Source organism: Bradyrhizobium lupini (assembly GCF_040939785.1).
GTDB lineage: Bacteria > Pseudomonadota > Alphaproteobacteria > Rhizobiales > Xanthobacteraceae > Bradyrhizobium > Bradyrhizobium canariense_D.
Genome location: NZ_CP162553.1, coordinates 536,179 through 558,623, shown reverse-complemented (window position 1 = coordinate 558,623; position 22,445 = coordinate 536,179). Strand labels below are relative to the sequence as shown.

The following is a 22,445-nucleotide window of genomic DNA, read 5'->3' as shown; positions in this document are numbered from 1 at the left end:
ACGGAGGAGGGACGATGAAGGCGGCGGTGCAAAACTATCAGGACCGCATGCGACGGGTGCTGGACCATATCGACCGGCATCTCGACGGAGATCTGGACCTGGACGGCTTAAGCGCTGTTGCCGCCTTCTCGAAATTTCATTTCCACCGGCAGTTCTCGGCAACCTTCGGATTATCTGTGCATCGCTATGTCCAGCTGGCCCGCATGAAGCGCGCTTCGCACCAGCTGGCCTATATGGACGCCCTTGATGTCACGGATGTTGCGATGGATGCCGGTTACGACGCACCGGATGCCTTCGCCCGCGCCTTTCGGCAACGGTTCGGGCAATCTCCGTCGTCGTTCCGGAAGTCTCCCGACTGGGAGCCGTGGCTTGCGGCCTTAGGGCCTCTCGACAATGCGAGGAGCAAGCTCATGCAGAAGACCCTTACCACTGACGACGTGACGATCCGCGATGTGCCCCCGACACCGGTGGCGATCATGGAGCATCGCGGCGACCCGGCGACGCTTCCCGCCACAATCCAGCGCTTCATCGCGTGGCGCAAGGCGGCTCACCTGCACCCCAGCACAAGTCCGACCTTCAATGTCTGGCGTTCCGAGCGCCGGCCTGCATCACCCGCCGATTACAGCGTGGACCTTTGCGTCGGGACCGCACAAGCGATCGTGGCGAACGGCGAAGAAATCAAGGCCAGCGAGATCCCCGGCGGACGCTGCGCGGTGCTGCGCGTCGTCGGCTACACCGACAATCTCGAGCCGGCCGCGCTCTTCCTTTATCGCGACTGGCTTCCCGCCAGCGGCGAAGAAGCGCGCGACTTCCCGATCTATTGCCAGCGGCTGAGCCTGTTCCCGGAGGTGCCGGAGCACGAGACGGTCGCGGACGTTTTCTTGCCGCTGAAGTAGCGTCTGCTGACGGCGGCCTGTCACTCCGATCGCGGAGACCGGCAGGCCGCCATTCGCGGATCAATACCGCCACGATGTGATCCCGCGTTCAACTCGGGAAACGGGTGGCAGCTCGCTGGTGCCTGATGTCTTGTTCGGCTCCTTTTTGACATCAGGAGAGTCTCACGGTGGAACTGGCAAACAAGACGATCATCGTAACCGGCGCCAGCAGCGGTATCGGTGCTGCCGCAGCATCGTTGTTCGCGTCCGAAGGCGCCGATGTGGTGCTCGGGGCGCGTCGCGGCCCCGAGCTGCAGGCCGTTGTTGCAAGCATCAAGAGCGCCGGAGGGCGCGCGACGTTTCTCGCCGGGGATGTTCGGGACACCGGCCATGCAGCCCGCCTTGTCGAGCACGCCGTCAAGACTTTCGGAAAGCTCGACGGCGCTTTCAACAATGCCGGCATTGTCGGCGAGATGACGCCAGTCCCCGAGATGAGCGTCGAAAACTGGACCGATGTGCTTGCGGTGAATCTCACCTCGGCGTTCCTCAGCGCGAAGGCGCAGATCCCGGCACTGCGCAAGCAGGGCGGCGGTTCGATCGTTTTCACCTCGTCCTTCGTTGGCTTCAGCAACGGGGGCCTGCCGGGAATGGCGGCGTACGCAGCCTCAAAGGCAGGACTGATCGGCCTGGCTCAATCACTGGGCGCCGAGCATGCGGCCGAAGGCATTCGCGTCAACGCGCTTCTGCCTGGAGGGACCATCACCCCGGCGGCGGGCGAAGGAAATCCCGACGCCCTGAATTTCATCGCCGGGCTCCACCCGATGAAGCGGATGGCCAGTCCCAAGGAGATCGCGCAGGCGGCGGTTTTTCTCCTGAGCGACCGGGCATCGTTCATGACGGGCAGCCCCATGACGGTTGACGGCGGCATGTCGGTCCGCCTGACCTGACCACGAATCCGCTCGGGCCCGATCGACGGGGCTCTGCGCCGTCGATCGAGCCAATTGATAGCGGGGCGCGCAGTGCGCGAAAGGCCTGCTTCACCCGTGCGCCTCCTGCCAGTGCGGATAGGTGACATAGGCGGTGACGGCGCCTTGCTCATGCGAGCGAATGGTGACCTGCGTGCCCTTGGGCATGTGGACGGTCTCGCCCGGACCGGCGGTCACGGTGCCGGCGTTGCTCGACACCGAGAGCTTCCCTTCGAGCACGATCATCACGTCGTCGACGGCGATTGTCTCGTCGAGGATCTGGTTCGGCGCGTAGCGGCCGTAGCCGATGGTGATCGGCGCGCCGTGACGCTGGTCGATCACGTTGCCGACGAATATGTCGCCATCCTGGCCGGGCGAACGCTCGAGCGTTGCGTCCGAGATGGCAAACTTGCGAACTTGCATGAGATGTCGTCCGTCTTTTCAAAGTGGGCGGGTTGAGGACGATAGAAGCCTCAGGCAAGTGTTTTGTTCAGCGCGCCTTGCGGGACCGTTTGACGCAGAATGGTGCGACGATGGCTGGCGCGCAGGAGACGATTGGTGCCCAGCCCACGGCGACGGTCGCCTCGGCGCAAACACTGGATGTTCGCCACGCGTCTCCATGATACGAAACCCCCGTCGTTCGCTTCCGGAGCCAATGTTCATGTCTGCCACCGCGCCGAGTCAGTCGCCCGCAACCTCCGCCGAAACCGATCCCGAAACACTCGGCTGGATGAAAGGCTTCCCGCCGTCTCCGGACCGCACCATCAGCTTCCAGGATGGTTCGTTCCGCAGCTTCCCCGAGCTACGCTGGGCATGGAGCAACATGCGCCAGCTGGTGCCGACCGTGAATGTCTGGCGCGGGGCGGGGCCTGCATCGGTGTTGCCGCGGGAAGACCACGACATCGGTGCGTCGGCCTCGACCACCATGGACAGGCGGCCCATGACGTTCGCGAAGATGCTCGAGGAAACCTACACCGACGGCATCGCCGTGCTGCATCGGGGCAAGCTGATGTATGAGCGCTATTTCGGCGCGTTGAAGCCGCACAAGCCGCATATCGCGATGTCGGTGACGAAGTCGTTCACCGGCTTGCTCGCCGGCATTCTGGTCGCCGAGGGCAAGATCGATCCGCAGGCGCCCGTCACGGACTATGTGCCGGAGCTGAAGGCGAGCGCGTTCGGCGACGCGCGCGTGCACGAGGTCATGGATATGACCACCGGGCTCGAATACACCGAAATTTACACCGACAAGAACTCGCATGTGTGGGGACTGCGGCGCGCCAACGGCATGGCGCCGATTCCACCCGACTATGACGGTGCGACCACCATCTTCGATTTCCTGGTCGGGCAAAAGAAGCAGGGCGAGCACGGCAAGGTCTTTGCCTACAAGACCGTCAACACAGACGTGCTGGCCTGGATCATCCGGCGCGTCAGCGGCATGACGTTGTCCGATCTGCTCTCCGAGCGCATCTGGCAGCCGATGGGCGCGGAGGAAGACGCGCATTACCACGTCGATCGCATCGGCACCGAAAGCGGCGGCGGCGGCCTGTCGACCTGCTTGCGCGATCTCGCCCGATTCGGCGAGACCGTGCGCAATCACGGCCGCTTCAACGGCCGGCAGATCGTGCCTTCATCTGTCGTCGAGGACATCGCGCGCGGCGGCGATCCCGAAAAATTCAAGCCGGCTGGCTACACCACGCTAACAGGTGCCTCCTATCGCAATCAATGGTGGGTCACGCACAACGCCCACGGCGCCTATATGGCGCGTGGCGTTCACGGCCAGGGCATCTATATCGATCCCAAGGCCGAGATGGTGATCGCGCGCTACGCCTCGCACCCCGCCGCGGGCAACGCCGCCAACGATCCCGTGACGCTGCCTGCCTACATGGCGCTGGCGAAGGAGCTGATGGCGGGCGGGTGAGGTACGCCTATGGCAGCTCCCGCCAGCGCATCGGCAAAATGCCGTCCTGCCTGAAACTGGCGAGGAAGCGGAACCGGGCGGCTTGCGGATTGGGACGGGCTTCGATCGGTGTGCCCAGGATCTGCACGACGTCGTTCTCGTCATAGGTGGGCCAGGGTGGCAGGCCTGATCCGTTGGGATCGCCGTGCGCTGCGAAATTCACCCAATAGGCCATCATGGTCCGCGCCAGAGCGCGGTCCTCTTCGGCCGGCGGTGCCGAGCTGCCGATCACCTGTTGCGGAGTGAGTGTGCCGAACACGAACGGAATTTCAGTCACGTGCGAGGCGATCGGCGTGTAGTGCGAGGTATAGCTGAAGTGATAGCCGTAGACCGGCGCTCGTCCCCCGCGCCGATGCAGACGCAGCCACTGCCAGCATTGCTCGCCGACCACGATGTCGCCCGTGAGCGCCGCCGCGGAAGTCCTGGCCTCCGCATCGGTCGCCGCGGGATAGACCTTCAAGAAATCGGTCATGCGCTCCTTCCCGAACATCGCCTCGGCCGCGGCGAGAAAGACTTGTGCCGATTGATCGGGGAGTGACTGCGAACGGAAAGGAAATTCCTCGGCCGCATTCCAGCCCGCCAGCAGCGGGATGTGCATCTGTTCGCCGCGCCGGAAGCGCCGCGCGGGCACATCAGGAACGACAAGACCATCGATACTCGGCGAGAAGGCCGTCACGACCGGGCTGGTCCTGAAACTCCACGGCGCGGCTGCATTCAACGATCGGCCGGCATGCTGCGCAAAGCTGCGATCGACGCGTTGTCCTGCTGCCGGGCAAAAGCGAGACCACGCGCGCGGGCTTCTTCAAAGCCCTGAAGCGGGCCGTGTTTGCCATCCCAGAACGCGCCGCTCTGTCCTATGGCCTTGTGAAACAGTCCGTGCGCGAGCGGCGAGGCGATCAGGATTCCGACGGCCATGGCGCCGGCGGATTCGCCGAACACGGTGACGTTCTCGGGGTCGCCTCCGAAGCCGGCGATGTTGGCCTTGACCCAGCGCAGCGCCGCCAGTTGATCCTGCAGGCCGTAATTGCCTGAAGGCGCCTCCGCGTCGAGATCGGGGTGGGCGAAGAAGCCTAAGATGCCGAGGCGGTAGTTGAAGCTGACGACGACGACACCTTTCGCTGCTAGCGCGTTGCCATCGGTTGCGGGATTCGCCGAGGAGCCGAACTGAAAGCCGCCGCCGTGAATCCACACCATCACGGGCCGGTTCTCATCCGCGTGCTTCGCCGCGGTCCAGATGTTGAGATAGAGGCAATCCTCGTCGCGCGGTCCCGGCCGCGGGTCGTTTTCGAGCGCCGATAGACACCCCGCGCCGAACACAAGCGCATCGCGCACGCCATCCCAGGACTCCGGGGGCTGCGGAGCGCACCAACGCAGAGGCCCGACCGGCGGTGCTGCGTAGGGAATGCCTTTGAACGCGATCACGCCGCTTGCATCGCGCGGGCCGCCACGCACGGCCCCCGCTTGCGTGCGGACCACGCGTTGCAGCCCGGCTGCTGTCGTACTCGTGAAACCATGCATGGCCGTTTCGATAGCGTGGGCGGCGCCCGGACGCCCCCGGGCAGGTTCAGGCGGCACCCTATCGACATTCCTCTTCGCTCGATTTAGATGTTCTGCCAATCAATTTCTAAAAACCGGCAACATGCGGCAGCCGCTCCGTTTTCCATGGCCTGATCTTGATGTGGATGATGTCTCCGCGCCCGTTATCGCCGTGCGCGTCGACGTGATCGGGACCAAGGACGAGGTGCCCGATCACAGGCACCGCAAGGGGCAACTTGTCTTTGCGCTGGGCGGCGCCGTGACGTGCCGCGTTCCCACCGGTCTGTGGATGGTGCCGCCGCATTGCGCGGTGTGGATTCCAGGAGGCATGCAGCACAGCAACCTCGCGACGGAAAACGCCCGGCTGTTTTTCGTCTACATCGAGCCTGAGGTCGTGGACCTGCCGGATCGGTGCTGCACGCTTTCGATCTCCCCACTGCTGCGTGAAGTGATCGTCGAGCTGGCCAATCAGATCGCGGATGACGAGGCGAGGGTGGAGCTTCTGGCGAGCGTCCTGCTGCGCGAGCTTCCCCGCATGCCGGTTCAGCAGCTGCATCTGCCGCTCTCGCCCGAGCCGCGGTTGAAGAAGATTGCCGCGGCGCTGGCGAAAAACCCTTCCGATCGCAGGACGCTGGCCGAATGGGCCGATCGCGTCGCGCTGAGCGAGAGCAGCCTCGCGCGTCTCGTGGTCAGGGAGACGGGCTTAAGCTTCGGGCGGTGGCGCCAGCAATTGCACCTGATCGTCGCCTTGCGGGAGCTGACGTCCGGCGCGAGCGTGCAGCAGGTGTCCGCCGATCTCGGCTACGACTCCGTCGCGGCCTTCATCACCATGTTCAAGAAGGCGCTCGGGAAACCACCAGGGAAATATCTGAGCGGTATTTTCCCTGAATATAAGAATTGACTTATATTAGCGTCGACCGATATTAATCCTGGCACGAAACGACAAGGAGGAGCGCCATGGAGATCGACGTCGTCAGGGTATTAGGGCTGGTTACGCGTTCGGTGAGGAATTTCGAGAAGGACGGGAAGGCAGCCAGTGCGGTGACACTGACGCGGCTTTACGAGACCAGCGTCGACGATCTCTGGGACGCAGTGACCAGCGAGCAACGCATTCCGCGCTGGTTCTTGCCGGTCGAGGGAGATCTCCGGCTCGGCGGAAAATACCAGCTCAAGGGGAATGCAGGCGGGACCATCACGGCATGTACGCCGCCGACCCATTTTGCGGCGACCTGGGAATTCGGCGGCGCGATGAGCTGGATCGACGTCAAGCTGACGGCAGAACGAAGCCAGGCGCGGCTGACGCTCGAGCACACCGCGATGATCGAGGATCATTGGAATCAGTTCGGTCCAGGGGCAGTCGGGATCGGCTGGGATCTCGCCATTGCCGGGCTGGAGCGATATGTTGCGACCGGGGCATCGGTCGACCATGAGACGGCCGAGGCATGGATGGGCTCTCCCGCGGGCAAGGAATTCATGACGAGCAGCGGCGAGTATTGGCGCGCAGCGCATGTCGCAAGCGGCGTGGATCCTGCGTCCGCGAAACAGCGGTCGGACCGTACCATCGCTTTCTATCGCGGCGAGACGCCGCCCGACGTGGCGCATCCGGGCACAGGAAGCTGATGCAAATCTTCGAGGTCCTTGCCGACCCCGTCCGCCGTCGCATCCTCGAGCTGCTTGCGCCCGGCGAGATGGCGTCCGGCGAGGTCGTCGAAGTGATCGGAGCGGAGTTCGGGATCACGCAGGCCGCCGTGTCGCAGCACCTCAAGGTGCTGCGCGAGAGCGGCTTCGCGATGGTTCGGGCGGAGGCGCAAAGACGGCTCTATTCGGTCGATGCTGCGGGCCTCCAAGCGGTGGATGCATGGATCGGTCAGTTCCGCAATTTCTGGGAGCCGAAGCTGGATGCGCTGGCGACGGAAATCGCGCGCGGCAAACGCGAGCGTCGTAACGCGCCAATGAGCAAGCGGAGCGGGAAGCGGGCGTGAAGGCATCGCGGCCACGCCTCATGGAGACGTTTCCGTTCTTTGCCCGGCGGGGGATGGGCTTAAGCGGCGGCATCTCGGTGTCGCCCGGGCTGGCGACCCATCTGAGGCCGTACTGCAGGTTCGCGGCCTGCGCGGCGGCGACAAGCTGTACAAAGCCCCAGACGATTGCGGCGGGCAGCATCGATAGCTCGAAGCTCATCGCCATTGGCTGTCCCCCAATCTGCAAGAAATCAGCGCGATCCCGGGTGCCATCCGGGAGTTTGGGAATCTCGGGATCGAGGTGATCCCAGGCATATCCGCGCGAGCAGAACAGCACGACGGACGGTTTGAACGTGCTGGCATCGTCCAGCGTGCCGACATAGATGCCGATTAAGTCCGGCTTCTCGTCCGGCTTGTTGTAGATGGGCGAGCCGCAGTTCGGACAGAACCCTTTGCGCTTGACCGCGCCGCTGACGGCAGTGCGCTCGATTTCGCGCACCTCGCCTGTCACCGCGACTGCGCTGCGCGCGAACACGAAGATGGAGCTGTGGCCGCTGCCGGTATCGCGCTGACAGTCGCTGCACTGGCATTGGAAGCCGCGGATCGGCGCGGACGCAATGGTGTAACAAACCGCGCCGCAGGCACAACGACCTGAATATGTCATTCGTCTCCCTCCCAACGGGCCGGCGCGATTTCACACAAGCCGGATATTTGCCGGCCCGCTCACTCGCGCGACATCTTCTCGAACCTCTTCACCAGCCGCTCCCGCTTCAGCCGCGACAGGCGCTGGATCCAGAACATGCCGTCGAGCTGGTCGATCTCGTGCTGGTGGCAGACAGCACGCAAGGCTTCCGACTCCTCTTTGTGCATGCTGCCGTCGAGATCCCGATAGCTGATCCGCACGCGGGCGTGGCGCTGGACCTCGTCGTTGACGCCGGGCATCGAGACGCTGCCTTCGCGATGCAGGATCATCTCGGGTGAGGCCCATTCGATCTCCGGATTGACATAGGTCTGTGCACCGTCCCTGGCGTCGAGCTCGAGCACGACGACGCGCAAGGGCACGCCGACATGCGGCGCCGTGATGCCGATGCCGGGCGCGGCGCGCATGGTCTCGAGCAGATCATTTGCAAGCTCGCGGAGCGCATCGTCGAACGCGGTGACGGGGTGAGCCGGCATGGCGAGCCGGCGGTCGGGATAGCGGACGATCGGGCGAATGGTCATGCAAGCTCCTAGCACTCACGGATGGTTGAAGCATCCCGTTCTTGACGCCCTACCAACTGGAAGGTAGCTAGGGACCATGACCCACGTTTCCTCGACAGCCGACGACATCCTGGCCTGCGCGCGCAGCTTGATCATCGCGGGCGGCTACAATGGTTTCAGCTACGCCGACGTGGCCGAGGTGGTCGGTATCCGCAAGCCGAGCATCCACCATCATTTCGCCAGCAAGGTCGATCTGGTCCGCACGCTCGTGTCGCGCTACCGCGCCGAAGCCGAGGCGGGACTGTCCGCGCTCGAGCGCAATGTCCCTGATCCGCGCGACCAGCTCGAAAACTATGTCGCGTACTGGAAGGCGTGCATCAATGATGCGACAGCGCCGTTCTGCGTGTGCGCGCTGCTGGCCAGCGAGCTTCCGATCCTGCCGGAGGAGGTTGCGCTCGAAGTCCGTGCGCACTTCCGCTCCTTGGCTTCCTGGCTGACGGCCGTCATGGAGCGTGGCAAGCGGAAAGGGCAACTCAAACTCTCCGGCACAGCCCGCGTCGAGGCCGAAGGATTCATGGCGACCATTCACGGCGCCATGCTGTCGGCGCGTGCCTATGGCGATCCAAAGATGTTCGGTGTGATTACCACCCCGCTGCTGGACCGGCTGTCCAACAAGCACTGAGAGACATCGGCGAGACGATGACGATAGCCAGCAAGTGGGCTGGATCGAAGACGGTTTCGTTGTGTGTAAGAAAACTACCAACTAGTAGGTATAGGAGAGACTGCGATGGCGCGATATCAATTGAATCCGGTTCATTGCGACCGCGAGCGATGGCTGAAGCAATATTACTTCGTGCGAGCGGCGTTCTCGGTTGCCTGGGTCGCTGCTGCGTTTGCCGCCGGGGCTTCTTCTCCAGTGATCGCCGGCGCCTTGCTCGTCCTCTATCCCGCATGGGACGCCGCTGCCAACTTCGCGGACGCGGTTCGCAGCGGCGGACTCGCTCAAAGCCGCCCGCAGGCTCTGAACGTTGTGGTCAGCCTGGCGACCACCGTCGCGGTGCTTGTGACCTTGCAGATGAGCATGAACCGGGTGCTCGGAATCTTCGGGGCATGGGCGATCCTGTCGGGATTGCTCCAACTCGGAACGGCCATCCAGCGCTGGCGGAGTTTTGGCGCGCAATGGGCCATGGTGCTCAGCGGGGGCCAGTCGGCTCTCGCAGGCGGCTTCTTCATCTTTCAGGCCACGATGCCCGCGATTCCCTCGATCGCGAATGTCGCGGGCTATGCTGCAGTCGGTGCGCTCTACTTCCTGGTCTCGGCGGTCTGGCTCACGGTCGGCGAGTGGCGGCGTAGCGCGGCTGTTTGAAGCCTTGCCATTCAAGCCTTGTCGCGGACGCTCACCCGTCCGGATAGGGCGTGCCGTCCTTGTGCACGAATCGGCCGTCGGAGTTGGCGCTCATCATGTCGATGTCGGAGCAAATCGTGAGATCGTCGGGCGAGCGAGAGCCGACTTCGAGATAGAGGGCGATGGCGCTCGAACGGTTGATCAAGTGATGGCCGTTGCCGCTGTTTTTCGCGAAAGCGGCGCAGTCACCGGCGCGGAGCACGATCTCGCATTTGCCCTCGATCAGCGTCACTTCGCCTTCGAGGACATAGACGAATTCGTCCTCATGCGAGTGCCAATGCCGCTGGCTCGACCAGTTGCCGGGCGGCAAGCGCATCAGGTTGACGCCGAAATCGGACAAGCCTCCGGCATTGCCGAGCCGCTGCCGGACCCGATCGGCGCAAGGTGCATCGAAGGGCGCGGGGTAGCCGGCGCCCTTGCGGGCGGGTACGGCAGCGATGTCGATTTTCGGCATAAGCATTTCCCTGCAGTTCTCTAGCGTTGCGTGGCCTGGCACATCGCGGAGCGCCAGGCGCGTCGTCGAACCCGGTCACGGATTTCGCCGCATCCGCACGGCCAGTTCCGCACGGCAAGGCCGGATGGCGCGCGAGGAGGCGGACGATCACGTTAGCGACGGGACGAATTCAATAGCGGCGGGATGATGCCATCATGCAGGTGTTTTGCCCGACGAGTCAAACGGCGGGTCTTCCTTCGCACTGCAAAGAGCTGCGCTGTAAGTCCTTGATCCGACAGCGCCCCGCTACTGTGCATGGGGTTGTTTTCGCGTTTTTTGTTTGGCAGGTCACAAAAGCGTGCCGCAAAAACTTGCGTCGGCCTGTCGGCCCACCATGTTCCCATTCGTCTTCCACCCAGACAGATCTGACGGGAGACCAAAATGAACGCTTCCTCCTATCGCTGGGTGATCGTCGCCGCGGGCGGCTTGCTCGGCTGCGTCGCCATCGGCGGCATGTTTTCGCTGCCGGTATTCCTGCAGCCGATCGCAAAGGACACCGGCTGGTCCGTGACCGGCATCTCCAGCGCCATGACGATCGGCTTTCTGGCAATGGCCTGCACCAGCATGGTCTGGGGCACGTTGACGGACCGGTTCGGGCCGCGGCTGGTGGTGCTGACGGGATCGACGGTGCTGACCGTGAGCCTGTTCGCGGCGAGTCACGCCACCTCGCTGCTGGCGTTTCAGTTCGTCTTCGGGCTTCTGGTCGGAGCGTCCTGTGCGGCGATCTTCGCGCCGATGATGGCGACCGTGACCGGCTGGTTCGACACCCATCGCAGCCTCGCGGTCTCGCTGGTGTCGGCCGGCATGGGCATGGCGCCGATGACGATGGCGCCGCTCGCGGCCTGGCTCGTCTCCGGCCATGACTGGCGCACCTCGATGCAGATCGTGGCGCTGGTGGTCGGCGCCAGCATGATCCCGGTCTCGTTCCTGGTGCGCCGCCCGCCGGCGCTCGCGCACGCCGTGGCCGCGCCTGCGGGCGAGGGGTCCGTGCAAGGTGAGATGTCGATGGGAGAGGCGCTGCGCTCGCCGCAATTCCTGATCCTGCTCGCGACCAATTTCTTCTGCTGCGCCACGCATTCCGGTCCGATCATTCACACCGTCTCCTATGCCGTGAGCTGCGGCATCCCGCTGGTCGCGGCGGTGACGATCTACAGTATCGAAGGCTTTGCCGGCCTCGGCGGACGCATCGCCTTCGGCCTGATGGGTGACCGCTTCGGCGCCAAGCGCGTGCTCGTCTCGGGCCTGCTGTTGCAGGCCTTCGGCGCACTCGCCTATGTCTTCGCGCATCAGCTCGCGACGTTCTACGCCGTCGGGGCCGTCTTTGGCTTCATCTATGCCGGCACCATGCCGCTCTACGCGGTGCTGATCCGCGAAAATTTCCCGCTCAAGATGATGGGCACCGTGATCGGCGGCACCGCCATGGCCGGCAGTCTCGGCATGGCCACGGGCCCGCTCGCCGGCGGCCTGATCTACGATGCGTTCTCGAGCTACGCCTGGCTCTATATCGCCTCCTGGGCGATGGGCCTCGGCGCCTTCCTGATGGCGATGAATTTCAAGCCGTTCCCGAAGCCGCAAGCGGAGTTGGCGCCGGCGGCAGCGTAAGCAGGTTCATCGAGGCGCAGCGCTAGAGCTGCGCCTCGATCGCGAGCTTGTCGACGATGGACCACACGTGCCGTATTTTTCCGTCGCGAAATCGATAGAACACGTTTTCGCAAAAGGACACGCGCCTGCCGTTCACATCCAGCCCCAGAAACTTTCCAGCCGGCGTGCAATCGAACTTCAGCCGGGACGCGATGTGGGGCGGATCGCAGACCAGCAGCTCGATGTCGAAATGCAGATCCGGAATTGCGCGAAAATCCTGCTCCAGCATGGCGCGATAGCCGGACAGTCCGAATGGTCGCGCATTGTGGGCGACGTCATCGTGGACGAACTGTCCGAGGGCGGGCCAATCCTGCCGGTTCAGGCAGGCGATGTAGTCGCGGTAGATGTCGGCGAGGTCGGACCTGGTCATGGCGTGCTCCTGCGGCTCCGGCCCTAACGCGGCAACGAGAGAAAAGGCGCCGGCGCTCACAGGCGTTTTTCGAAGAACAGGTCCGGGTAGGGGTCGTCATTGAAGCGGGGGATCTCGCTCCAGCCGCTTCGTCGGTAGAGCTGGCCGGCTTCCGCCAAGGCGCTGTTGGTGTCGAGCCGCAATAGCTTGATGCCGAGCCCGCGCGCGGCGTTCTCGGTCATGTCCATCAGGCGCCGGCCGAGCCGCAATCCGCGCGCCGCCGGTGCGACCCACAGCCGCTTGATCTCGGCATAGCCGTGATCGGTGCCCTTGAGCCCGACGCAGCCGACCGGTAGCGTGTCCGACATCGCGACGATGAACGTGCCGCGCGGGCGGCGCATATCCTTGGCGTCGGGATCGCGCGACAGCGAGACGTCGAACCCCTGCTTGAAGCGGCGGCCGAGCTCGCCATAATATTCGCCGAGGCAATAGCGCGCCTGTTCGCTCCGCGGGTCCATCTCGTCCAGCGTGACGCGCTCGCGCGTCAGCGCGGAAGCAACCAAATCCATCGCCGCCAGCAGCGCCTCGCGTTGCGCATGTTGGGCGAGGAAGCCCTCGGCCTGCGTATTCGACAGCGCCTCGTAGGCCGCGAACTCGCGCCGGCCCGCACGCGTCAACGTCGCGACGCGACGGCGCGCATCGTCCTCATGCGCATTGGTCTCGACCAGCCCTTCGTCCTCGAGGCAGCGGAGGAGGCGGCTCATCAGGCCGGAATCGAGGCCGAGATAGTCGCGAATCTCGGCCACGTCCGAACGTCCATGCCCGATCGCGTTGAGCACGCGCGCCGCCCCCAGTGGCCGCCCGCGTCCCAGGAATGACGTGTCGAGCGCGCCGACAGCGGACGTGACGGCACGATTGAAGCGGCGGACGCGGGAAACAGGGTCGAGCATGATATATCTGACTTTAGTCAGACATATCATCGAAGTCAATCAGTGCACGTTTTCGCTTCACCAGCGAACTGCGCTTCAATCCAGGCCCAGGACCTTGCGGGATTTCCGCGTGAGTTTCGCCGCGATCAGCGCGAGCGCCTGCGCCAGATAGGCCGTGAGCTCGGCGTCCGGCAGCGCGTTGTTGCCGACGAGTTGCACCCATTTGGCGCGCGCCAGATAGGGCGCCGGCCGCGCAAGGCCGTGCTCGATCAGCATGGCATAGGCCATGTTCGAGACCTTGAACATGTAGCCGCCGGAGCGCGCGGCAAAGCCGCCGCGGAGTGCGAACATCTTGCCGCCGACCTTGAACACGGAGGTGCCCTCCCACTGCACCACCTTGGTGACGGCGGGCAGGCGCAGGCAGCGGGTTTCGAAAGTTTTGGGAGTCATCGCCTAAGCGATAGCACAGCGTACGCGGCTTGCAACGCCGCAACGATGGAGCGCCTCTGCGTGCCGCACCGCGTCCGCGATACGAGAGGAACGACCCCACTTGTATCGTGCCGTCCGATCCCCCACACTCCACATCACTCAATCAGTCACAGGAATAAGGTCATGGCTCGCATTCGCTGTATCACCGAGATGGGGATGGGCGTCGACGTTCACGGCAGGGACGCCACCAAGGCGGCGAAGCGTGCCGTTTCTGATGCCATCAGGCATTCGAGCCTCGGCTTCTTCCGGATGATCGACAAGACTGCGAACGACATGTTCGTCGACGTCACGATCGCGGTGCCGAATCCCGAAGCCGTCGACAAGGACGCGGTCGCGAAGGAACTGCCTTACGGCACCGTCACCGTCAACGCGGTGAAGGGCGGGCTGGAGATTCCCTCGGCTGCGGAGCAGGGTAACGACCCCATCCTCATCGCCAATGCCGCCGTCATCGTCAGCTTCGATAAGGACTAGGCCGGTGTCCGACGGTGACGTGACCCTACTGGATCGCCCGATCTGGAGCGCGCTGACGACCAGCCACAAACATCTGGCCGAGGGTGGCCCGGGAGCGCTGCGCTATCCGGTGGACGTGACGCCTTTTGCCGACATGGTCGACATGTCCGAGACGAGCTTTGCCGAGCTCGGCAATCTCCTGTCGGGCTCGCAGGTCGCCGCGCTGTTCACACCCGAGGCCGTCGACGTTCCCGCCGGTTTCAAGGTCGTGCTGGCCGGACCCTGCGAGCAGATGATCGGCTCCCCGGCCGATAGCCCGCTTCGCGATGCCGAGATCGTCCGGCTGGGTGCAGCCGACGTTCCCGCCATGATGGCATTGACGGATTTGACGAAGCCCGGTCCATTCGCGCGGCGCACGCACGAACTCGGGACGTTTCTTGGCATCCGCGCCGGCGGCGAATTGGTCGCGATGGCCGGCGAGCGCATGAAGCCGGGCAATTTCGTCGAGATGACGGCCGTCTGCGTCCACCCTGATCATCGGGGGCGGGGCTACGCGCAGGCGCTGCTGGCGGCGGTCGCGCGGCAGATCGAGGCGCGCAGCGAAATTCCGTTCCTGCACGTGTTCTCGAGCAACTCGTCGGCCATCGCGCTGTACCAGCGGCAGGGGATGCGGACTCGGCGCCGCCTGCACGTGACTGCGTTCATGAAGCAGAGATGAGCCGCGCCGTCCGGTCAGGCTTCATATCTGGCGAATTCACGCTATATCGATCCCAACCATCATTGGGGAAACACATGGACGCCAGAACACCTGATTTTTCCGCCACGCGGACAGCAATGCAGCGTTACGTCGATCAGGAGATCATTCCGGGTGCATCCTGGGCGGTGCTGCGGGGCCGCGAGGTCGTCGATCAGCAGTGCGTCGGTTTCGCCGATCGCGAGACCAGCACCGCGCTGCGGCCCGATCACATTTTTCGCGCCTTCTCCAATACCAAGATCTTCGTCACCTGCGCGATCATGCTGTTGGCCGAGGAAGGCCGCATCGGGCTCGATGACGTTGTCGAGAAATTCCTGCCGCAACTCGGCAATCGCAAGGTTCTGAAGCCGGGCGCTTTGAGCCTTGCCGACGTCGAACCGGCGAAGAGCCCGATCACGATCCGGCAGCTTCTGACCCATACCTCCGGCCTCAGCTACGGCATCTTCGATCCCGGCACGGTGCTGTTCAAAAGCTATAACGAGGCACGCGTTCTCAATCCGTTGACGCCGCTGACTGACATGATCGACCGGCTCGCCGATCTGCCGCTGTCCTTTCATCCCGGCGCGTCCTGGGAATATTCGGTTGCGACCGACGTGCTCGGGCGCGTCGTGGAGGTCGTCTCCGGCAAGCCGCTCGACGCCGTGCTCAAGGCGCGCATTTTCGAGCCGCTCGGCATGACCGACACCGGCTTCCACGTGCCGGACGCGCAGCAGGGCAGGCTGGTCGCCCTCTACAACGGCGCGGATGTGCTCGATCCCATGAAGCCCGGCCTCACCCGGGCCGACGACCTGCCTTATCCGCAGGCCTATCGGCGGCAGTTCCCGCGGCTGTCGGGTGGCGGCGGACTGGTCTCGACCTTGCCCGACATGCTCGCTTTGATACAGGCGCTGCTTCCCGGCTCGGATGCTCTGCTGAAGCCGGAGACGCTGCGGCAGATGACGACGAACCAGCTGCCCGCCGGCGAGAACATTCGCTTCGCCAATCTCGGCCCGATCCCCGGCAAGGGCTTTGGCCTCGGCGGCGCGGTCACCTTCGCGCCGATGCCGTTCGATCCCCCGAATTCGACCGGCGAATTCCAGTGGGGCGGCCTCGCCGGCACCCATTGGTGGATCTGCCCGCAGGCCAATACCGCCGGTGTGCTGATGACGCAGCGCTACATGGGCTTCTGGAATCCGTTCTTCTTCGAGTTCAAGCGTCTGGCCTATCAGGCCGTCGGAGGCTGATCGCGAAAAAAATTGCAGGTTGCCGCGAATCCTTTCCGGTCGTCGCGCCCTCTCTTGACGGTCGAGGCATTTTGCTTCGGCTCATCTCGGAGGATGTGATGGCATTTTACAGAAAGAACATCGGCGGCCTGCATCAGGCCGTGCGGATCGCCTTAGGCGTCGCGGTGGCGGTCGCGGCATTCGTGTATCTTACCGGCGCTGCGGCGTGGCTGGTTGCGCTCGGCGGCGCCGGCTTCGCACTGACCGGCCTCGTCGGCTATTGTCCGATTTGCGCGATGGCCGGCATCGGAAGAGGAGGCGCGTCGTGAGCGCGGCCGGGATCTCGCCGGACCTGTTCGAGGCCGCGCGCCTCGGCGATCCCCAGGCGATCGCGTCTCTGCTCGAGACGGCGCAACCGAACATCCGCCGCTACGCCCGCGCCACCTGTCGCAGCTCGGCGGACGCCGAGGATGCGACGCAGGAGGCGCTGTGGATCCTGTTTCGCCATGTCGGCACGATCCGCTCGTGGCTGGCGTTTTCGGCCTGGCTGTTCAGTGTGGTCCGCCGCGAATGCCTGCGGCTTGCCCGCAAGGCAGGCCTCGCGCCGGCGATCGACGACGGAGAGGCAGAGGCGCTGCTGCTGTCGCGTCCTGAAGCCGATTTGCGGATCGACATCGCGGCGGCCTTCGAGGCGCTGCCGCCGCACTACCGCGACGTCGCGCTGATGCGCGACGTCAAGGAAATGACCATCGACGAGATCGCCGTCGCGCTCGGCGCGACCCGGCAGACCGTGAAGGCACGTCTGCATCGCGCCCGCGCCCTGATGCGCGAATATCTGACGAGATGAGCCATGACCGATTATCAAAGCCGTGACGACCTGAAATCTATCCCGGCCTTCGTGGCGCTCGCGCCGGTCGAGGCCAACGCGTTCCTTGCGTTCAACCACGCGGTCGAAGGACGGATTGATCCCGCTAAAATATCGCGAGCTGATCTCGCTCGCAGTCGTGCTCACCACGCAATGCGCCTATTGCCTCGACGTGCACACTGCGCAGGCGGCGAAGGCCGGTGCAACGCGCGAAGAAGTCGCGGAAGCCGCGTTGATTGCGGCCGCGGTTCGCGCCGGCGGCACGCTCGGCCACGCGTTGCTGGCGCAGCGCCTGCTCGGCCGGGTCTTGAGCGGCTGCTCGCGCTGCCGCATGCCCGGGCGATGATCGACATGCCGATCGGATTGAAATGGAGTGGTTATCGCATCTGCGATTTGCGCGCACGCGAGCTGGTCGGTCCCGCCGTGTTTCTCGGCGCCCGCCGCGATCTCTGGACGTTCGCCGATATGGCGGCAGCCAATCGCCACTACTGGGAGCGCGAGGGCAAGGGCAGGGGCGTATCGGCGCAGCTCTGGAACATCAGGGACAAGATCAGGGACGTCGACGCGATCATGACGCCGGCGCGGCAGGCGACCATCGGCGAAGCGCATCCGGAATTTGGCTGGGCGGGTCCGGCTTGCAAAGAAGACATCGGCGGAGGGCCGCGGGCAGCGCATCGCACTCCTGCAGCAGCGCGGCTTCGGGCGCTTGCCGACATGGCTGACTCAACGACATGGCACCGGCATCGGCGGTGACGATCTGATCGACGCCTGTGCCTGCGCGATCGCGGCACGCGACAGCACGCAGCGGTTCGGCGGGGAGGAGACCGATCCGCGGGGCTTGCGGATGGAGATCAATTATTGAGGCCGTCGGGGTGCGAGGAGCCGGGAAAAAGCTGCAATTTATTTGAAGCTTGCAGGAACAGACGACGGCTGGCCCGCGTTCCTCGTGCGAACCGAACACGGAGAAGCTCGTCCGATGAGGGATGTCAGTCAGTTCGCGACCGCGATGCTTGCGCTCGTCTTCACCGGAGCACTGCTCGTCACCGGCCAGCTCTTCATCGAGCAACGCGCACAGCGCGATGTGATGCACGCCACCAACCATTTGCTGCGGCCATTGTGACCTGTACGGGAAAATGACCTGACTACTCGACCTTGCGTCGTTCGTCCGCTCGCCTAGACTAGGCGGCATCTCATGAACGAAGCCGGGGTCCTGATGTCCGATCTGTCCGCCTTTCCCATCACCAAGCGCTGGCCGGCCAAGCAACCGGAGCTGCTCCAGCTTTATTCGCTACCGACGCCGAACGGCGTCAAGGTCTCGATCATGCTGGAAGAGATCGGGCTTCCCTACGAAGTCCATCTCGTCGATTTCGGCAAGGATGACCAGAAGACGCCGGAATTCCTCTCGCTCAATCCGAACGGCAAGATCCCGGCGATCCTCGATCCCGATGGTCCCGGCGGCAGGCCGCTGCCGCTGTTCGAGTCCGGGGCGATCCTGCAATACCTCGCGGAGAAGACCGGCAAGCTGCTGCCGCAGGACGCCGCGCGCCGTTATCAGACCATCCAGTGGCTGCATTTCCAGATGGGCGGCATCGGGCCGATGTTCGGCCAGGTCGGCTTTTTCCACAAATTCGCCGGCAAGGACTTCGAGGACAAGCGGCCGCTCGAGCGCTACGTGGGCGAAGCCAAGCGGCTGCTCGGGGTGATGGAGATGCATCTTGCCGGCCGGCAATGGTTCATGGACGACGATTACACCATCGCGGACATCTCCATGCTCGGCTGGGTGCGCAACCTCATCGGGTTCTACGGCGCCCGCGATCTCGTCGAGTTCAGCCAGTTCAAATCCGTCGCCGCCTGGCTCGACCGCGGGCTGGCGCGTCCGGCGGTCGAGCGCGGGCTGAACATTCCGAAGCGGCCGTGAGATCAGGTTAGCGCCTTGTGGGTCATGTAGAGCGCCATCAGCAAGATGAGGGCGATCATGACCCGGCGCAGCACCGATTTGCTGACGCCATTAGCCGCGCGTGCGCCGAGATCGGTGCCGACCCAGAGGCCGGCAAGGATGCCGATGATGGCAGGCCAGCCGACCATGAGGCCCTTGCTCCAGTAGATCCAGGCCGCCGGAATATTGGTCGGGATGACCGAGAAGACGAGGCTGACGAGCTGGGCCTGATGCTGCGGCACCCGCAGGCCCGCCGCGAGCCCGACGGTGATCGCGAGCCCACCGCCGATGCCCATGAAGCCGGAGGAAAATCCGGCAAGCATGCCGATGAGGAGCAGCGGCAGCCAAGGCAGCTTGTCTCGGTCGCAGGTCTCATTGCTTTTCTCCTCGCGGTCGCGGCGCAGGATCAGGAGAGCGATCAGCGCGACGAGATAGACGACGTAGGTCCATTGCAACACCGAGTCGGAGACTGCGGCCGCAGCGTAGCCGCCGCCGGCACCGCCGAAGAGAGACCCGATGCCGATCCAGACGATCCACAGCAACGGGCTGCGATTGCCGCTCTGCCAGTAGCGGCGAACGCCCGCGAGTCCCGTCGGTGGAACCTGCGTGATCAGCGATGTCCCCTGGGCGACGTGTTGCTCGGCGCCCAGTAGCAGTACGCTGAAAATCACGAGGCCGCCTCCGGGACTCGTGCCCATGAAGCCCGATGTCAGCCCGCCGATGAGGCCGACCCCAATGCCTGCGAGCAGGTCATGGACCCACGACATCGCTCAGCTCCTGGTCCGTCGCTTGACGTCGGCCTTTGTGGTGCGAAATCCATCGATCACGCCGGTCACGGCCGCCATGCAGGCCTCGATGTCAAAATCCTGGCCCCAGCATTTTTGCAGCACAAAACCCTGGAAGATCGCGATCAGCACGCGCGCGATCGCTTCCGCACCGAGATCGCGTTTGATGAGGCCGTCATGCTGGCCCCGCTCGACCAGGGCGACGATCAGGGCGCGGGGCATGTCGATGCCTTCCACGACGCTGGTGCGGACGCGGCGGTTGCGTAGGGCTTCGGCCCAGCCATGGATGCCGACACGGCGGCGCGCTTCGCCGGCGGAGTCGGTGAGCCATTGCGCGTAGACGCCGACCAGCGCGTGAAGTCCTTCGATCGGATCGCCGGATCCTTGCGCGACCGAATTGAGCACGGCCTCGCGCCGATGCCGGTCGTCGGCGAGTGCCTCGATCAGATCGTCCTTGCTCTGGAAGTAGAGATAGACCGCACCGTGGCTCAGCCCCGACCGTTTGACGATGTCGGCCATCCCGGTCTGGTGAAAACCGTCCTCGGCGAAGCAGGCAAGGGCGGCTTCGAGAATCTGCTGCCGCCGGCCTTCACGTTGCTTGTCGCTGATTTTCGGCATTCGCCATCCACAAAAAAATGACAAATCAATCGTTTTAGTCGTTCTGCAGGACAAGCGGCTTCGCAACACTGATTTGATAAAAAACGATCAGTCAGTCATTTTTATTATGAAAGGGTATCGTGGTCAAGCCCGAGGAACCGGGGGCCGGGAAACAGGAGGTAACCTTCAAAGGCGCCCCCGGCGGCCAGGAAACGCCCCTTGAGCGCGCGGTCCTAGAACAGCCGTCCGCCGTTCGGCACGGGCTTGCTCGGCTGCACCAGCACGACCTTGCCGTCGGCATCGGGGAAACCGAGGGTCAGCACCTCCGAGACAACGGGGCCGATCTGGCGCGGCGGGAAATTCACGACCGCAGCCACCTGTTGGCCCACTAGCGTTTCAAGCGGATGATTTTCGGTGATCTGCGCCGAGCTCTTGCGCACGCCGATCGCGGGACCGAAGTCGATCCACAGCCGCCAGGCCGGCTTGCGCGCCTCGGGGAACGGCTTTGCATCGACGATGGTCCCGACGCGGATATCGACCGCGAGAAAAGTGTCGAAGTTGATGGTCGGCGATGCGGTCGCGGCTGGATCGTGGGTGACGTGCATGGAGTGTCCGTTCGAAGAGCTGGCATCGTTTTCGCAATATTGTCGCGCGAACCGGAGTTGCGTACAACGCCTTGGGATCACGATACGACGCATGCGCGAGGAACGCTTTGCCCAACATCATCTACGGCATCAAGAACTGCGACACCATGAAGAAGGCGCGCGCCTGGCTCGACAGCCATGGCGTCGCCTACGCGTTTCACGACTACAAGACGGCGGGCGTGGAGAAGGACAAGCTCAAGCAGTGGAGCGAGAAGGTCGGTTGGGAGACGCTGCTCAACCGCGCCGGCACGACTTTCAAGAAGCTGCCCGATGCCGACAAGGAAGGCCTCTCCGAGAAAAAGGCGCTGGCGTTGATGCTAGCGCAACCATCGATGATCAAGCGGCCGGTGCTTGAAGTCGGCGGCAAGCTGCTGGTCGGCTTCAAGCCGGAGATCTATGCCAAGGAAGTCACGACCAAGGAAGCCGCCGCCAAATCGCGCTGACCGCTAGTTCAGCTCGATGATCTCGGTGGGAACACCTGAGCCCTGCTGGTCCGCGAACTCGACCAGTTCGGCCGGCGCGATGCGGCCCGGGGTGCGATGGAACAGGTCGTGGTCGATCACCGCGCGCAATCTCGGGCGCGGCAGCGCGTCATTTCCGCGCATCAGATTCTTGATCTCGAAGCCGCCGTCCTCGCAGAAGGTCTTGAGCGACGCGATGATGTGACAGACCTTGCCGTCGCTCTGGAACGGCAGCAGCAGGCGCTCATAGGCGACGATACGGCCGTAGATGTCATCGACGTCGGCAACGCTGTAGACAGGCAGCCCACGCGCCACGCATTCATGATAGACCGGCATCACCAGGGGCGCGAGACGCGGCCCGATATAGTCGTCGAGCAGAACGCCCTTGCCGGTGTGTCCATAGGCGCGCGAGATGCGCGTGCCTTCGCTCTGGATGGTCAGACGCGGTGTCGGCATCGACGCATCCACCGTATAATAGATCAGATCGGAGAGCTCTTCCTCGAGCCGCGCAGGCTGGTACTCCCAGATCGCCGGGGCCGTCTGCTCGCGCGCATAGAGCCGCAGCCACGTGTTCAGGAGATCACGCTGCCTGATCGACTTGACCACGGAAGGAGCCGCGCTTGCAAAATCCAAGACAATATTCCCGGCGAATAGAAATTCCGGACGCATGAAACCCGCGCATGATCCTCGCTGCGGGAAAATTTTCTATGAAGGCTGGCGCATGGAACGAAAGACCGTTAACGACGGCTTGATGACCGGCGCTTTGCGAACCGGGAAGCCGGGCAGGCGCGACATCAAAACATGTCCGACTAAGGGAGCATAAGTCTCCCGGCCGGAGGCCTGACCTGCTCAGCTTTCCGCCTTGCCTAACCCCCGTCACCTCCGGCATATTCCGCGCCCGGAGGCGGCGTTCCGGATGGGCTCCAGGGAGTGGCTCCAAGGGCCTCCGGA

General features: G+C 64.0%; 29 protein-coding genes and 3 pseudogenes. 19 read left to right on the top strand and 13 right to left on the bottom strand.

Annotated features, from left to right (window positions below; translation table 11 throughout):
- Positions 1 to 14 precede the first annotated feature (14 nt).
- The gene (locus AB3L03_RS03035; RefSeq protein WP_368508215.1) at positions 15 to 896 is read left to right on the top strand and encodes a GyrI-like domain-containing protein; all 882 of its coding nucleotides are present in this window, start codon (positions 15 to 17) and stop codon (positions 894 to 896) included.
- 167 nt (positions 897 to 1,063) lie between these two features.
- Positions 1,064 to 1,822 (top strand): SDR family oxidoreductase, encoded by a 759-nt coding sequence (locus AB3L03_RS03030; RefSeq protein ID WP_204510964.1) that lies wholly within the window; start codon positions 1,064 to 1,066, stop codon positions 1,820 to 1,822.
- Positions 1,823 to 1,912: 90 nt separating this feature from the next.
- On the opposite strand, the gene AB3L03_RS03025 is transcribed toward AB3L03_RS03030, so the two are convergent.
- Positions 1,913 to 2,263, bottom strand: a complete 351-nt coding sequence (locus tag AB3L03_RS03025; protein WP_085395943.1) for an ethanolamine utilization protein — start codon at positions 2,261 to 2,263, stop codon at positions 1,913 to 1,915.
- A gap of 238 nt (positions 2,264 to 2,501) precedes the next feature.
- Here AB3L03_RS03025 and AB3L03_RS03020 point away from each other — a divergent pair, with 238 nt between their 5' ends.
- Positions 2,502 to 3,758, top strand: a complete 1,257-nt coding sequence (locus AB3L03_RS03020) for a serine hydrolase domain-containing protein (protein ID WP_368508214.1) — start codon at positions 2,502 to 2,504, stop codon at positions 3,756 to 3,758.
- A gap of 7 nt (positions 3,759 to 3,765) precedes the next feature.
- On the opposite strand, the gene AB3L03_RS03015 is transcribed toward AB3L03_RS03020, so the two are convergent.
- Positions 3,766 to 4,473 carry a carboxylesterase family protein gene (locus AB3L03_RS03015; RefSeq protein WP_368508213.1) on the bottom strand — a complete coding sequence of 236 codons (708 nt, stop codon included), beginning with the start codon at positions 4,471 to 4,473 and terminating at the stop codon, positions 3,766 to 3,768.
- A 38-nt stretch (positions 4,474 to 4,511) separates the two neighbouring features.
- Positions 4,512 to 5,315: a carboxylesterase/lipase family protein gene (locus AB3L03_RS03010; protein WP_368508212.1), complete on the bottom strand. Its 804-nt coding sequence runs from the start codon at positions 5,313 to 5,315 to the stop codon at positions 4,512 to 4,514.
- Positions 5,316 to 5,436: 121 nt separating this feature from the next.
- Between AB3L03_RS03010 and AB3L03_RS03005 the strand changes: the two genes are divergently transcribed.
- Genes AB3L03_RS03005 through AB3L03_RS02995 form a run of 3 tightly spaced genes read left to right on the top strand, consistent with a single transcriptional unit; the run spans position 5,437 to position 7,315 of the window.
- On the top strand, positions 5,437 to 6,234 hold the full coding sequence (locus AB3L03_RS03005; protein WP_231188590.1) for a helix-turn-helix domain-containing protein: 798 nt from the start codon (positions 5,437 to 5,439) through the stop codon (positions 6,232 to 6,234).
- A 56-nt stretch (positions 6,235 to 6,290) separates the two neighbouring features.
- Positions 6,291 to 6,953 (top strand): SRPBCC family protein, encoded by a 663-nt coding sequence (locus AB3L03_RS03000; protein ID WP_018459177.1) that lies wholly within the window; start codon positions 6,291 to 6,293, stop codon positions 6,951 to 6,953.
- On the top strand, positions 6,953 to 7,315 hold the full coding sequence (locus AB3L03_RS02995; RefSeq protein WP_368508211.1) for an ArsR/SmtB family transcription factor: 363 nt from the start codon (positions 6,953 to 6,955) through the stop codon (positions 7,313 to 7,315). The genes AB3L03_RS03000 and AB3L03_RS02995 overlap by 1 nt, the downstream gene beginning before the upstream one ends.
- Before the next feature lie 361 nt (positions 7,316 to 7,676).
- Here AB3L03_RS02995 and AB3L03_RS02990 read toward each other — a convergent pair.
- Both AB3L03_RS02990 and AB3L03_RS02985 read right to left on the bottom strand, forming a co-directional pair.
- Positions 7,677 to 7,958, bottom strand: a pseudogene (locus tag AB3L03_RS02990) (GFA family protein); the annotation flags it as partial.
- Positions 7,959 to 8,017: 59 nt separating this feature from the next.
- Positions 8,018 to 8,515: a peptide deformylase gene (locus tag AB3L03_RS02985; RefSeq protein WP_085395946.1), complete on the bottom strand. Its 498-nt coding sequence runs from the start codon at positions 8,513 to 8,515 to the stop codon at positions 8,018 to 8,020.
- Positions 8,516 to 8,591: 76 nt separating this feature from the next.
- Between AB3L03_RS02985 and AB3L03_RS02980 the strand changes: the two genes are divergently transcribed.
- Entirely contained in the window at positions 8,592 to 9,176 is a 585-nt protein-coding gene (locus AB3L03_RS02980) for a TetR/AcrR family transcriptional regulator (RefSeq protein ID WP_085352877.1), read from the top strand.
- Positions 9,177 to 9,281: 105 nt separating this feature from the next.
- A complete protein-coding gene (locus AB3L03_RS02975) occupies positions 9,282 to 9,860 on the top strand; it encodes a membrane protein (protein ID WP_018459172.1) in 579 nt (192 codons plus the stop codon).
- Between the two features lie 31 nt (positions 9,861 to 9,891).
- Here AB3L03_RS02975 and AB3L03_RS02970 read toward each other — a convergent pair whose 3' ends face one another.
- A complete protein-coding gene (locus AB3L03_RS02970) occupies positions 9,892 to 10,353 on the bottom strand; it encodes a cupin domain-containing protein (protein ID WP_368508210.1) in 462 nt (153 codons plus the stop codon).
- A 420-nt stretch (positions 10,354 to 10,773) separates the two neighbouring features.
- Between AB3L03_RS02970 and AB3L03_RS02965 the strand changes: the two genes are divergently transcribed.
- Positions 10,774 to 11,994: an MFS transporter gene (locus tag AB3L03_RS02965; protein WP_368508209.1), complete on the top strand. Its 1,221-nt coding sequence runs from the start codon at positions 10,774 to 10,776 to the stop codon at positions 11,992 to 11,994.
- A gap of 22 nt (positions 11,995 to 12,016) precedes the next feature.
- On the opposite strand, the gene AB3L03_RS02960 is transcribed toward AB3L03_RS02965, so the two are convergent.
- The 3 genes from AB3L03_RS02960 to AB3L03_RS02950 all read right to left on the bottom strand — a co-directional run bounded on the left by AB3L03_RS02960 (position 12,017) and on the right by AB3L03_RS02950 (position 13,761).
- Entirely contained in the window at positions 12,017 to 12,403 is a 387-nt protein-coding gene (locus AB3L03_RS02960; RefSeq protein ID WP_204510968.1) for an ester cyclase, read from the bottom strand.
- A 56-nt stretch (positions 12,404 to 12,459) separates the two neighbouring features.
- Positions 12,460 to 13,332 (bottom strand): bifunctional helix-turn-helix transcriptional regulator/GNAT family N-acetyltransferase, encoded by an 873-nt coding sequence (locus AB3L03_RS02955; RefSeq protein ID WP_204510969.1) that lies wholly within the window; start codon positions 13,330 to 13,332, stop codon positions 12,460 to 12,462.
- 75 nt (positions 13,333 to 13,407) lie between these two features.
- Positions 13,408 to 13,761 (bottom strand): MmcQ/YjbR family DNA-binding protein, encoded by a 354-nt coding sequence (locus AB3L03_RS02950; RefSeq protein WP_368508208.1) that lies wholly within the window; start codon positions 13,759 to 13,761, stop codon positions 13,408 to 13,410.
- Between the two features lie 162 nt (positions 13,762 to 13,923).
- On the opposite strand from AB3L03_RS02950, the gene AB3L03_RS02945 reads away from it, so the two are divergent.
- The 9 genes and pseudogenes from AB3L03_RS02945 (at position 13,924) to AB3L03_RS02905 (ending at position 18,989) form a co-directional block, all read left to right on the top strand.
- Positions 13,924 to 14,271: a Lin0512 family protein gene (locus AB3L03_RS02945; RefSeq protein WP_026233749.1), complete on the top strand. Its 348-nt coding sequence runs from the start codon at positions 13,924 to 13,926 to the stop codon at positions 14,269 to 14,271.
- 4 nt (positions 14,272 to 14,275) lie between these two features.
- Positions 14,276 to 14,968: a GNAT family N-acetyltransferase gene (locus AB3L03_RS02940; protein ID WP_204510970.1), complete on the top strand. Its 693-nt coding sequence runs from the start codon at positions 14,276 to 14,278 to the stop codon at positions 14,966 to 14,968.
- 74 nt (positions 14,969 to 15,042) lie between these two features.
- Positions 15,043 to 16,227: a serine hydrolase gene (locus tag AB3L03_RS02935; RefSeq protein ID WP_085395952.1), complete on the top strand. Its 1,185-nt coding sequence runs from the start codon at positions 15,043 to 15,045 to the stop codon at positions 16,225 to 16,227.
- Between the two features lie 98 nt (positions 16,228 to 16,325).
- Positions 16,326 to 16,535 (top strand): DUF2892 domain-containing protein, encoded by a 210-nt coding sequence (locus AB3L03_RS02930; protein ID WP_162496413.1) that lies wholly within the window; start codon positions 16,326 to 16,328, stop codon positions 16,533 to 16,535.
- Positions 16,532 to 17,053 carry an RNA polymerase sigma factor gene (locus tag AB3L03_RS02925; protein ID WP_085352883.1) on the top strand — a complete coding sequence of 174 codons (522 nt, stop codon included), beginning with the start codon at positions 16,532 to 16,534 and terminating at the stop codon, positions 17,051 to 17,053. The genes AB3L03_RS02930 and AB3L03_RS02925 overlap by 4 nt, the downstream gene beginning before the upstream one ends.
- A gap of 3 nt (positions 17,054 to 17,056) precedes the next feature.
- A pseudogene (locus AB3L03_RS02920) lies at positions 17,057 to 17,417 on the top strand (carboxymuconolactone decarboxylase family protein).
- Positions 17,414 to 17,933, top strand: a pseudogene (locus AB3L03_RS02915) (DUF429 domain-containing protein). The pseudogenes AB3L03_RS02920 and AB3L03_RS02915 overlap by 4 nt, the downstream one beginning before the upstream one ends.
- A gap of 114 nt (positions 17,934 to 18,047) precedes the next feature.
- Entirely contained in the window at positions 18,048 to 18,191 is a 144-nt protein-coding gene (locus AB3L03_RS02910; protein ID WP_162847292.1) for a hypothetical protein, read from the top strand.
- A 93-nt stretch (positions 18,192 to 18,284) separates the two neighbouring features.
- Positions 18,285 to 18,989: a glutathione S-transferase family protein gene (locus AB3L03_RS02905; RefSeq protein WP_204513924.1), complete on the top strand. Its 705-nt coding sequence runs from the start codon at positions 18,285 to 18,287 to the stop codon at positions 18,987 to 18,989.
- Between the two features lie 2 nt (positions 18,990 to 18,991).
- Here the strand turns inward: AB3L03_RS02905 and AB3L03_RS02900 are convergent, their stop codons facing one another.
- The 3 genes from AB3L03_RS02900 to AB3L03_RS02890 all read right to left on the bottom strand — a co-directional run bounded on the left by AB3L03_RS02900 (position 18,992) and on the right by AB3L03_RS02890 (position 20,994).
- On the bottom strand, positions 18,992 to 19,774 hold the full coding sequence (locus tag AB3L03_RS02900) for a sulfite exporter TauE/SafE family protein (RefSeq protein ID WP_368508207.1): 783 nt from the start codon (positions 19,772 to 19,774) through the stop codon (positions 18,992 to 18,994).
- Positions 19,775 to 19,777: 3 nt separating this feature from the next.
- Positions 19,778 to 20,410, bottom strand: coding sequence for a TetR/AcrR family transcriptional regulator (locus AB3L03_RS02895; protein WP_085362174.1), 633 nt, complete (start codon positions 20,408 to 20,410; stop codon positions 19,778 to 19,780).
- A gap of 212 nt (positions 20,411 to 20,622) precedes the next feature.
- The gene (locus tag AB3L03_RS02890) at positions 20,623 to 20,994 is read right to left on the bottom strand and encodes a tRNA-binding protein (protein WP_247391370.1); all 372 of its coding nucleotides are present in this window, start codon (positions 20,992 to 20,994) and stop codon (positions 20,623 to 20,625) included.
- 107 nt (positions 20,995 to 21,101) lie between these two features.
- Between AB3L03_RS02890 and AB3L03_RS02885 the strand changes: the two genes are divergently transcribed.
- Positions 21,102 to 21,476: an ArsC family reductase gene (locus AB3L03_RS02885; RefSeq protein ID WP_018459155.1), complete on the top strand. Its 375-nt coding sequence runs from the start codon at positions 21,102 to 21,104 to the stop codon at positions 21,474 to 21,476.
- A 3-nt stretch (positions 21,477 to 21,479) separates the two neighbouring features.
- Here AB3L03_RS02885 and AB3L03_RS02880 read toward each other — a convergent pair whose 3' ends face one another.
- Complete coding sequence (locus AB3L03_RS02880) at positions 21,480 to 22,163, bottom strand: PAS domain-containing protein (RefSeq protein WP_018459154.1); 684 nt, start codon at positions 22,161 to 22,163, stop codon at positions 21,480 to 21,482.
- Positions 22,164 to 22,445: the final 282 nt, after the last annotated feature.

Excerpts from the sequence above, each read along its gene's own strand:
- AB3L03_RS03035 (WP_368508215.1), top strand. The coding sequence starts at position 15 with ATGAAGGCGGCGGTGCAAAACTATCAGGACCGCATGCGACGGGTGCTG.
- AB3L03_RS03025 (WP_085395943.1), bottom strand. The coding sequence starts at position 2,263 with ATGCAAGTTCGCAAGTTTGCCATCTCGGACGCAACGCTCGAGCGTTCG.
- AB3L03_RS03020 (WP_368508214.1), top strand. The coding sequence starts at position 2,502 with ATGTCTGCCACCGCGCCGAGTCAGTCGCCCGCAACCTCCGCCGAAACC.
- AB3L03_RS03010 (WP_368508212.1), bottom strand. The coding sequence starts at position 5,315 with ATGCATGGTTTCACGAGTACGACAGCAGCCGGGCTGCAACGCGTGGTC.
- AB3L03_RS03005 (WP_231188590.1), top strand. The coding sequence starts at position 5,437 with ATGCGGCAGCCGCTCCGTTTTCCATGGCCTGATCTTGATGTGGATGAT.
- AB3L03_RS03000 (WP_018459177.1), top strand. The coding sequence starts at position 6,291 with ATGGAGATCGACGTCGTCAGGGTATTAGGGCTGGTTACGCGTTCGGTG.
- AB3L03_RS02995 (WP_368508211.1), top strand. The coding sequence starts at position 6,953 with ATGCAAATCTTCGAGGTCCTTGCCGACCCCGTCCGCCGTCGCATCCTC.
- AB3L03_RS02985 (WP_085395946.1), bottom strand. The coding sequence starts at position 8,515 with ATGACCATTCGCCCGATCGTCCGCTATCCCGACCGCCGGCTCGCCATG.
- AB3L03_RS02980 (WP_085352877.1), top strand. The coding sequence starts at position 8,592 with ATGACCCACGTTTCCTCGACAGCCGACGACATCCTGGCCTGCGCGCGC.
- AB3L03_RS02975 (WP_018459172.1), top strand. The coding sequence starts at position 9,282 with ATGGCGCGATATCAATTGAATCCGGTTCATTGCGACCGCGAGCGATGG.
- AB3L03_RS02970 (WP_368508210.1), bottom strand. The coding sequence starts at position 10,353 with ATGCCGAAAATCGACATCGCTGCCGTACCCGCCCGCAAGGGCGCCGGC.
- AB3L03_RS02965 (WP_368508209.1), top strand. The coding sequence starts at position 10,774 with ATGAACGCTTCCTCCTATCGCTGGGTGATCGTCGCCGCGGGCGGCTTG.
- AB3L03_RS02960 (WP_204510968.1), bottom strand. The coding sequence starts at position 12,403 with ATGACCAGGTCCGACCTCGCCGACATCTACCGCGACTACATCGCCTGC.
- AB3L03_RS02955 (WP_204510969.1), bottom strand. The coding sequence starts at position 13,332 with ATGCTCGACCCTGTTTCCCGCGTCCGCCGCTTCAATCGTGCCGTCACG.
- AB3L03_RS02950 (WP_368508208.1), bottom strand. The coding sequence starts at position 13,761 with ATGACTCCCAAAACTTTCGAAACCCGCTGCCTGCGCCTGCCCGCCGTC.
- AB3L03_RS02945 (WP_026233749.1), top strand. The coding sequence starts at position 13,924 with ATGGCTCGCATTCGCTGTATCACCGAGATGGGGATGGGCGTCGACGTT.
- AB3L03_RS02935 (WP_085395952.1), top strand. The coding sequence starts at position 15,043 with ATGGACGCCAGAACACCTGATTTTTCCGCCACGCGGACAGCAATGCAG.
- AB3L03_RS02930 (WP_162496413.1), top strand. The coding sequence starts at position 16,326 with ATGGCATTTTACAGAAAGAACATCGGCGGCCTGCATCAGGCCGTGCGG.
- AB3L03_RS02910 (WP_162847292.1), top strand. The coding sequence starts at position 18,048 with ATGAGGGATGTCAGTCAGTTCGCGACCGCGATGCTTGCGCTCGTCTTC.
- AB3L03_RS02905 (WP_204513924.1), top strand. The coding sequence starts at position 18,285 with ATGTCCGATCTGTCCGCCTTTCCCATCACCAAGCGCTGGCCGGCCAAG.
- AB3L03_RS02900 (WP_368508207.1), bottom strand. The coding sequence starts at position 19,774 with ATGTCGTGGGTCCATGACCTGCTCGCAGGCATTGGGGTCGGCCTCATC.
- AB3L03_RS02895 (WP_085362174.1), bottom strand. The coding sequence starts at position 20,410 with ATGCCGAAAATCAGCGACAAGCAACGTGAAGGCCGGCGGCAGCAGATT.
- AB3L03_RS02890 (WP_247391370.1), bottom strand. The coding sequence starts at position 20,994 with ATGCACGTCACCCACGATCCAGCCGCGACCGCATCGCCGACCATCAAC.
- AB3L03_RS02880 (WP_018459154.1), bottom strand. The coding sequence starts at position 22,163 with ATGCGTCCGGAATTTCTATTCGCCGGGAATATTGTCTTGGATTTTGCA.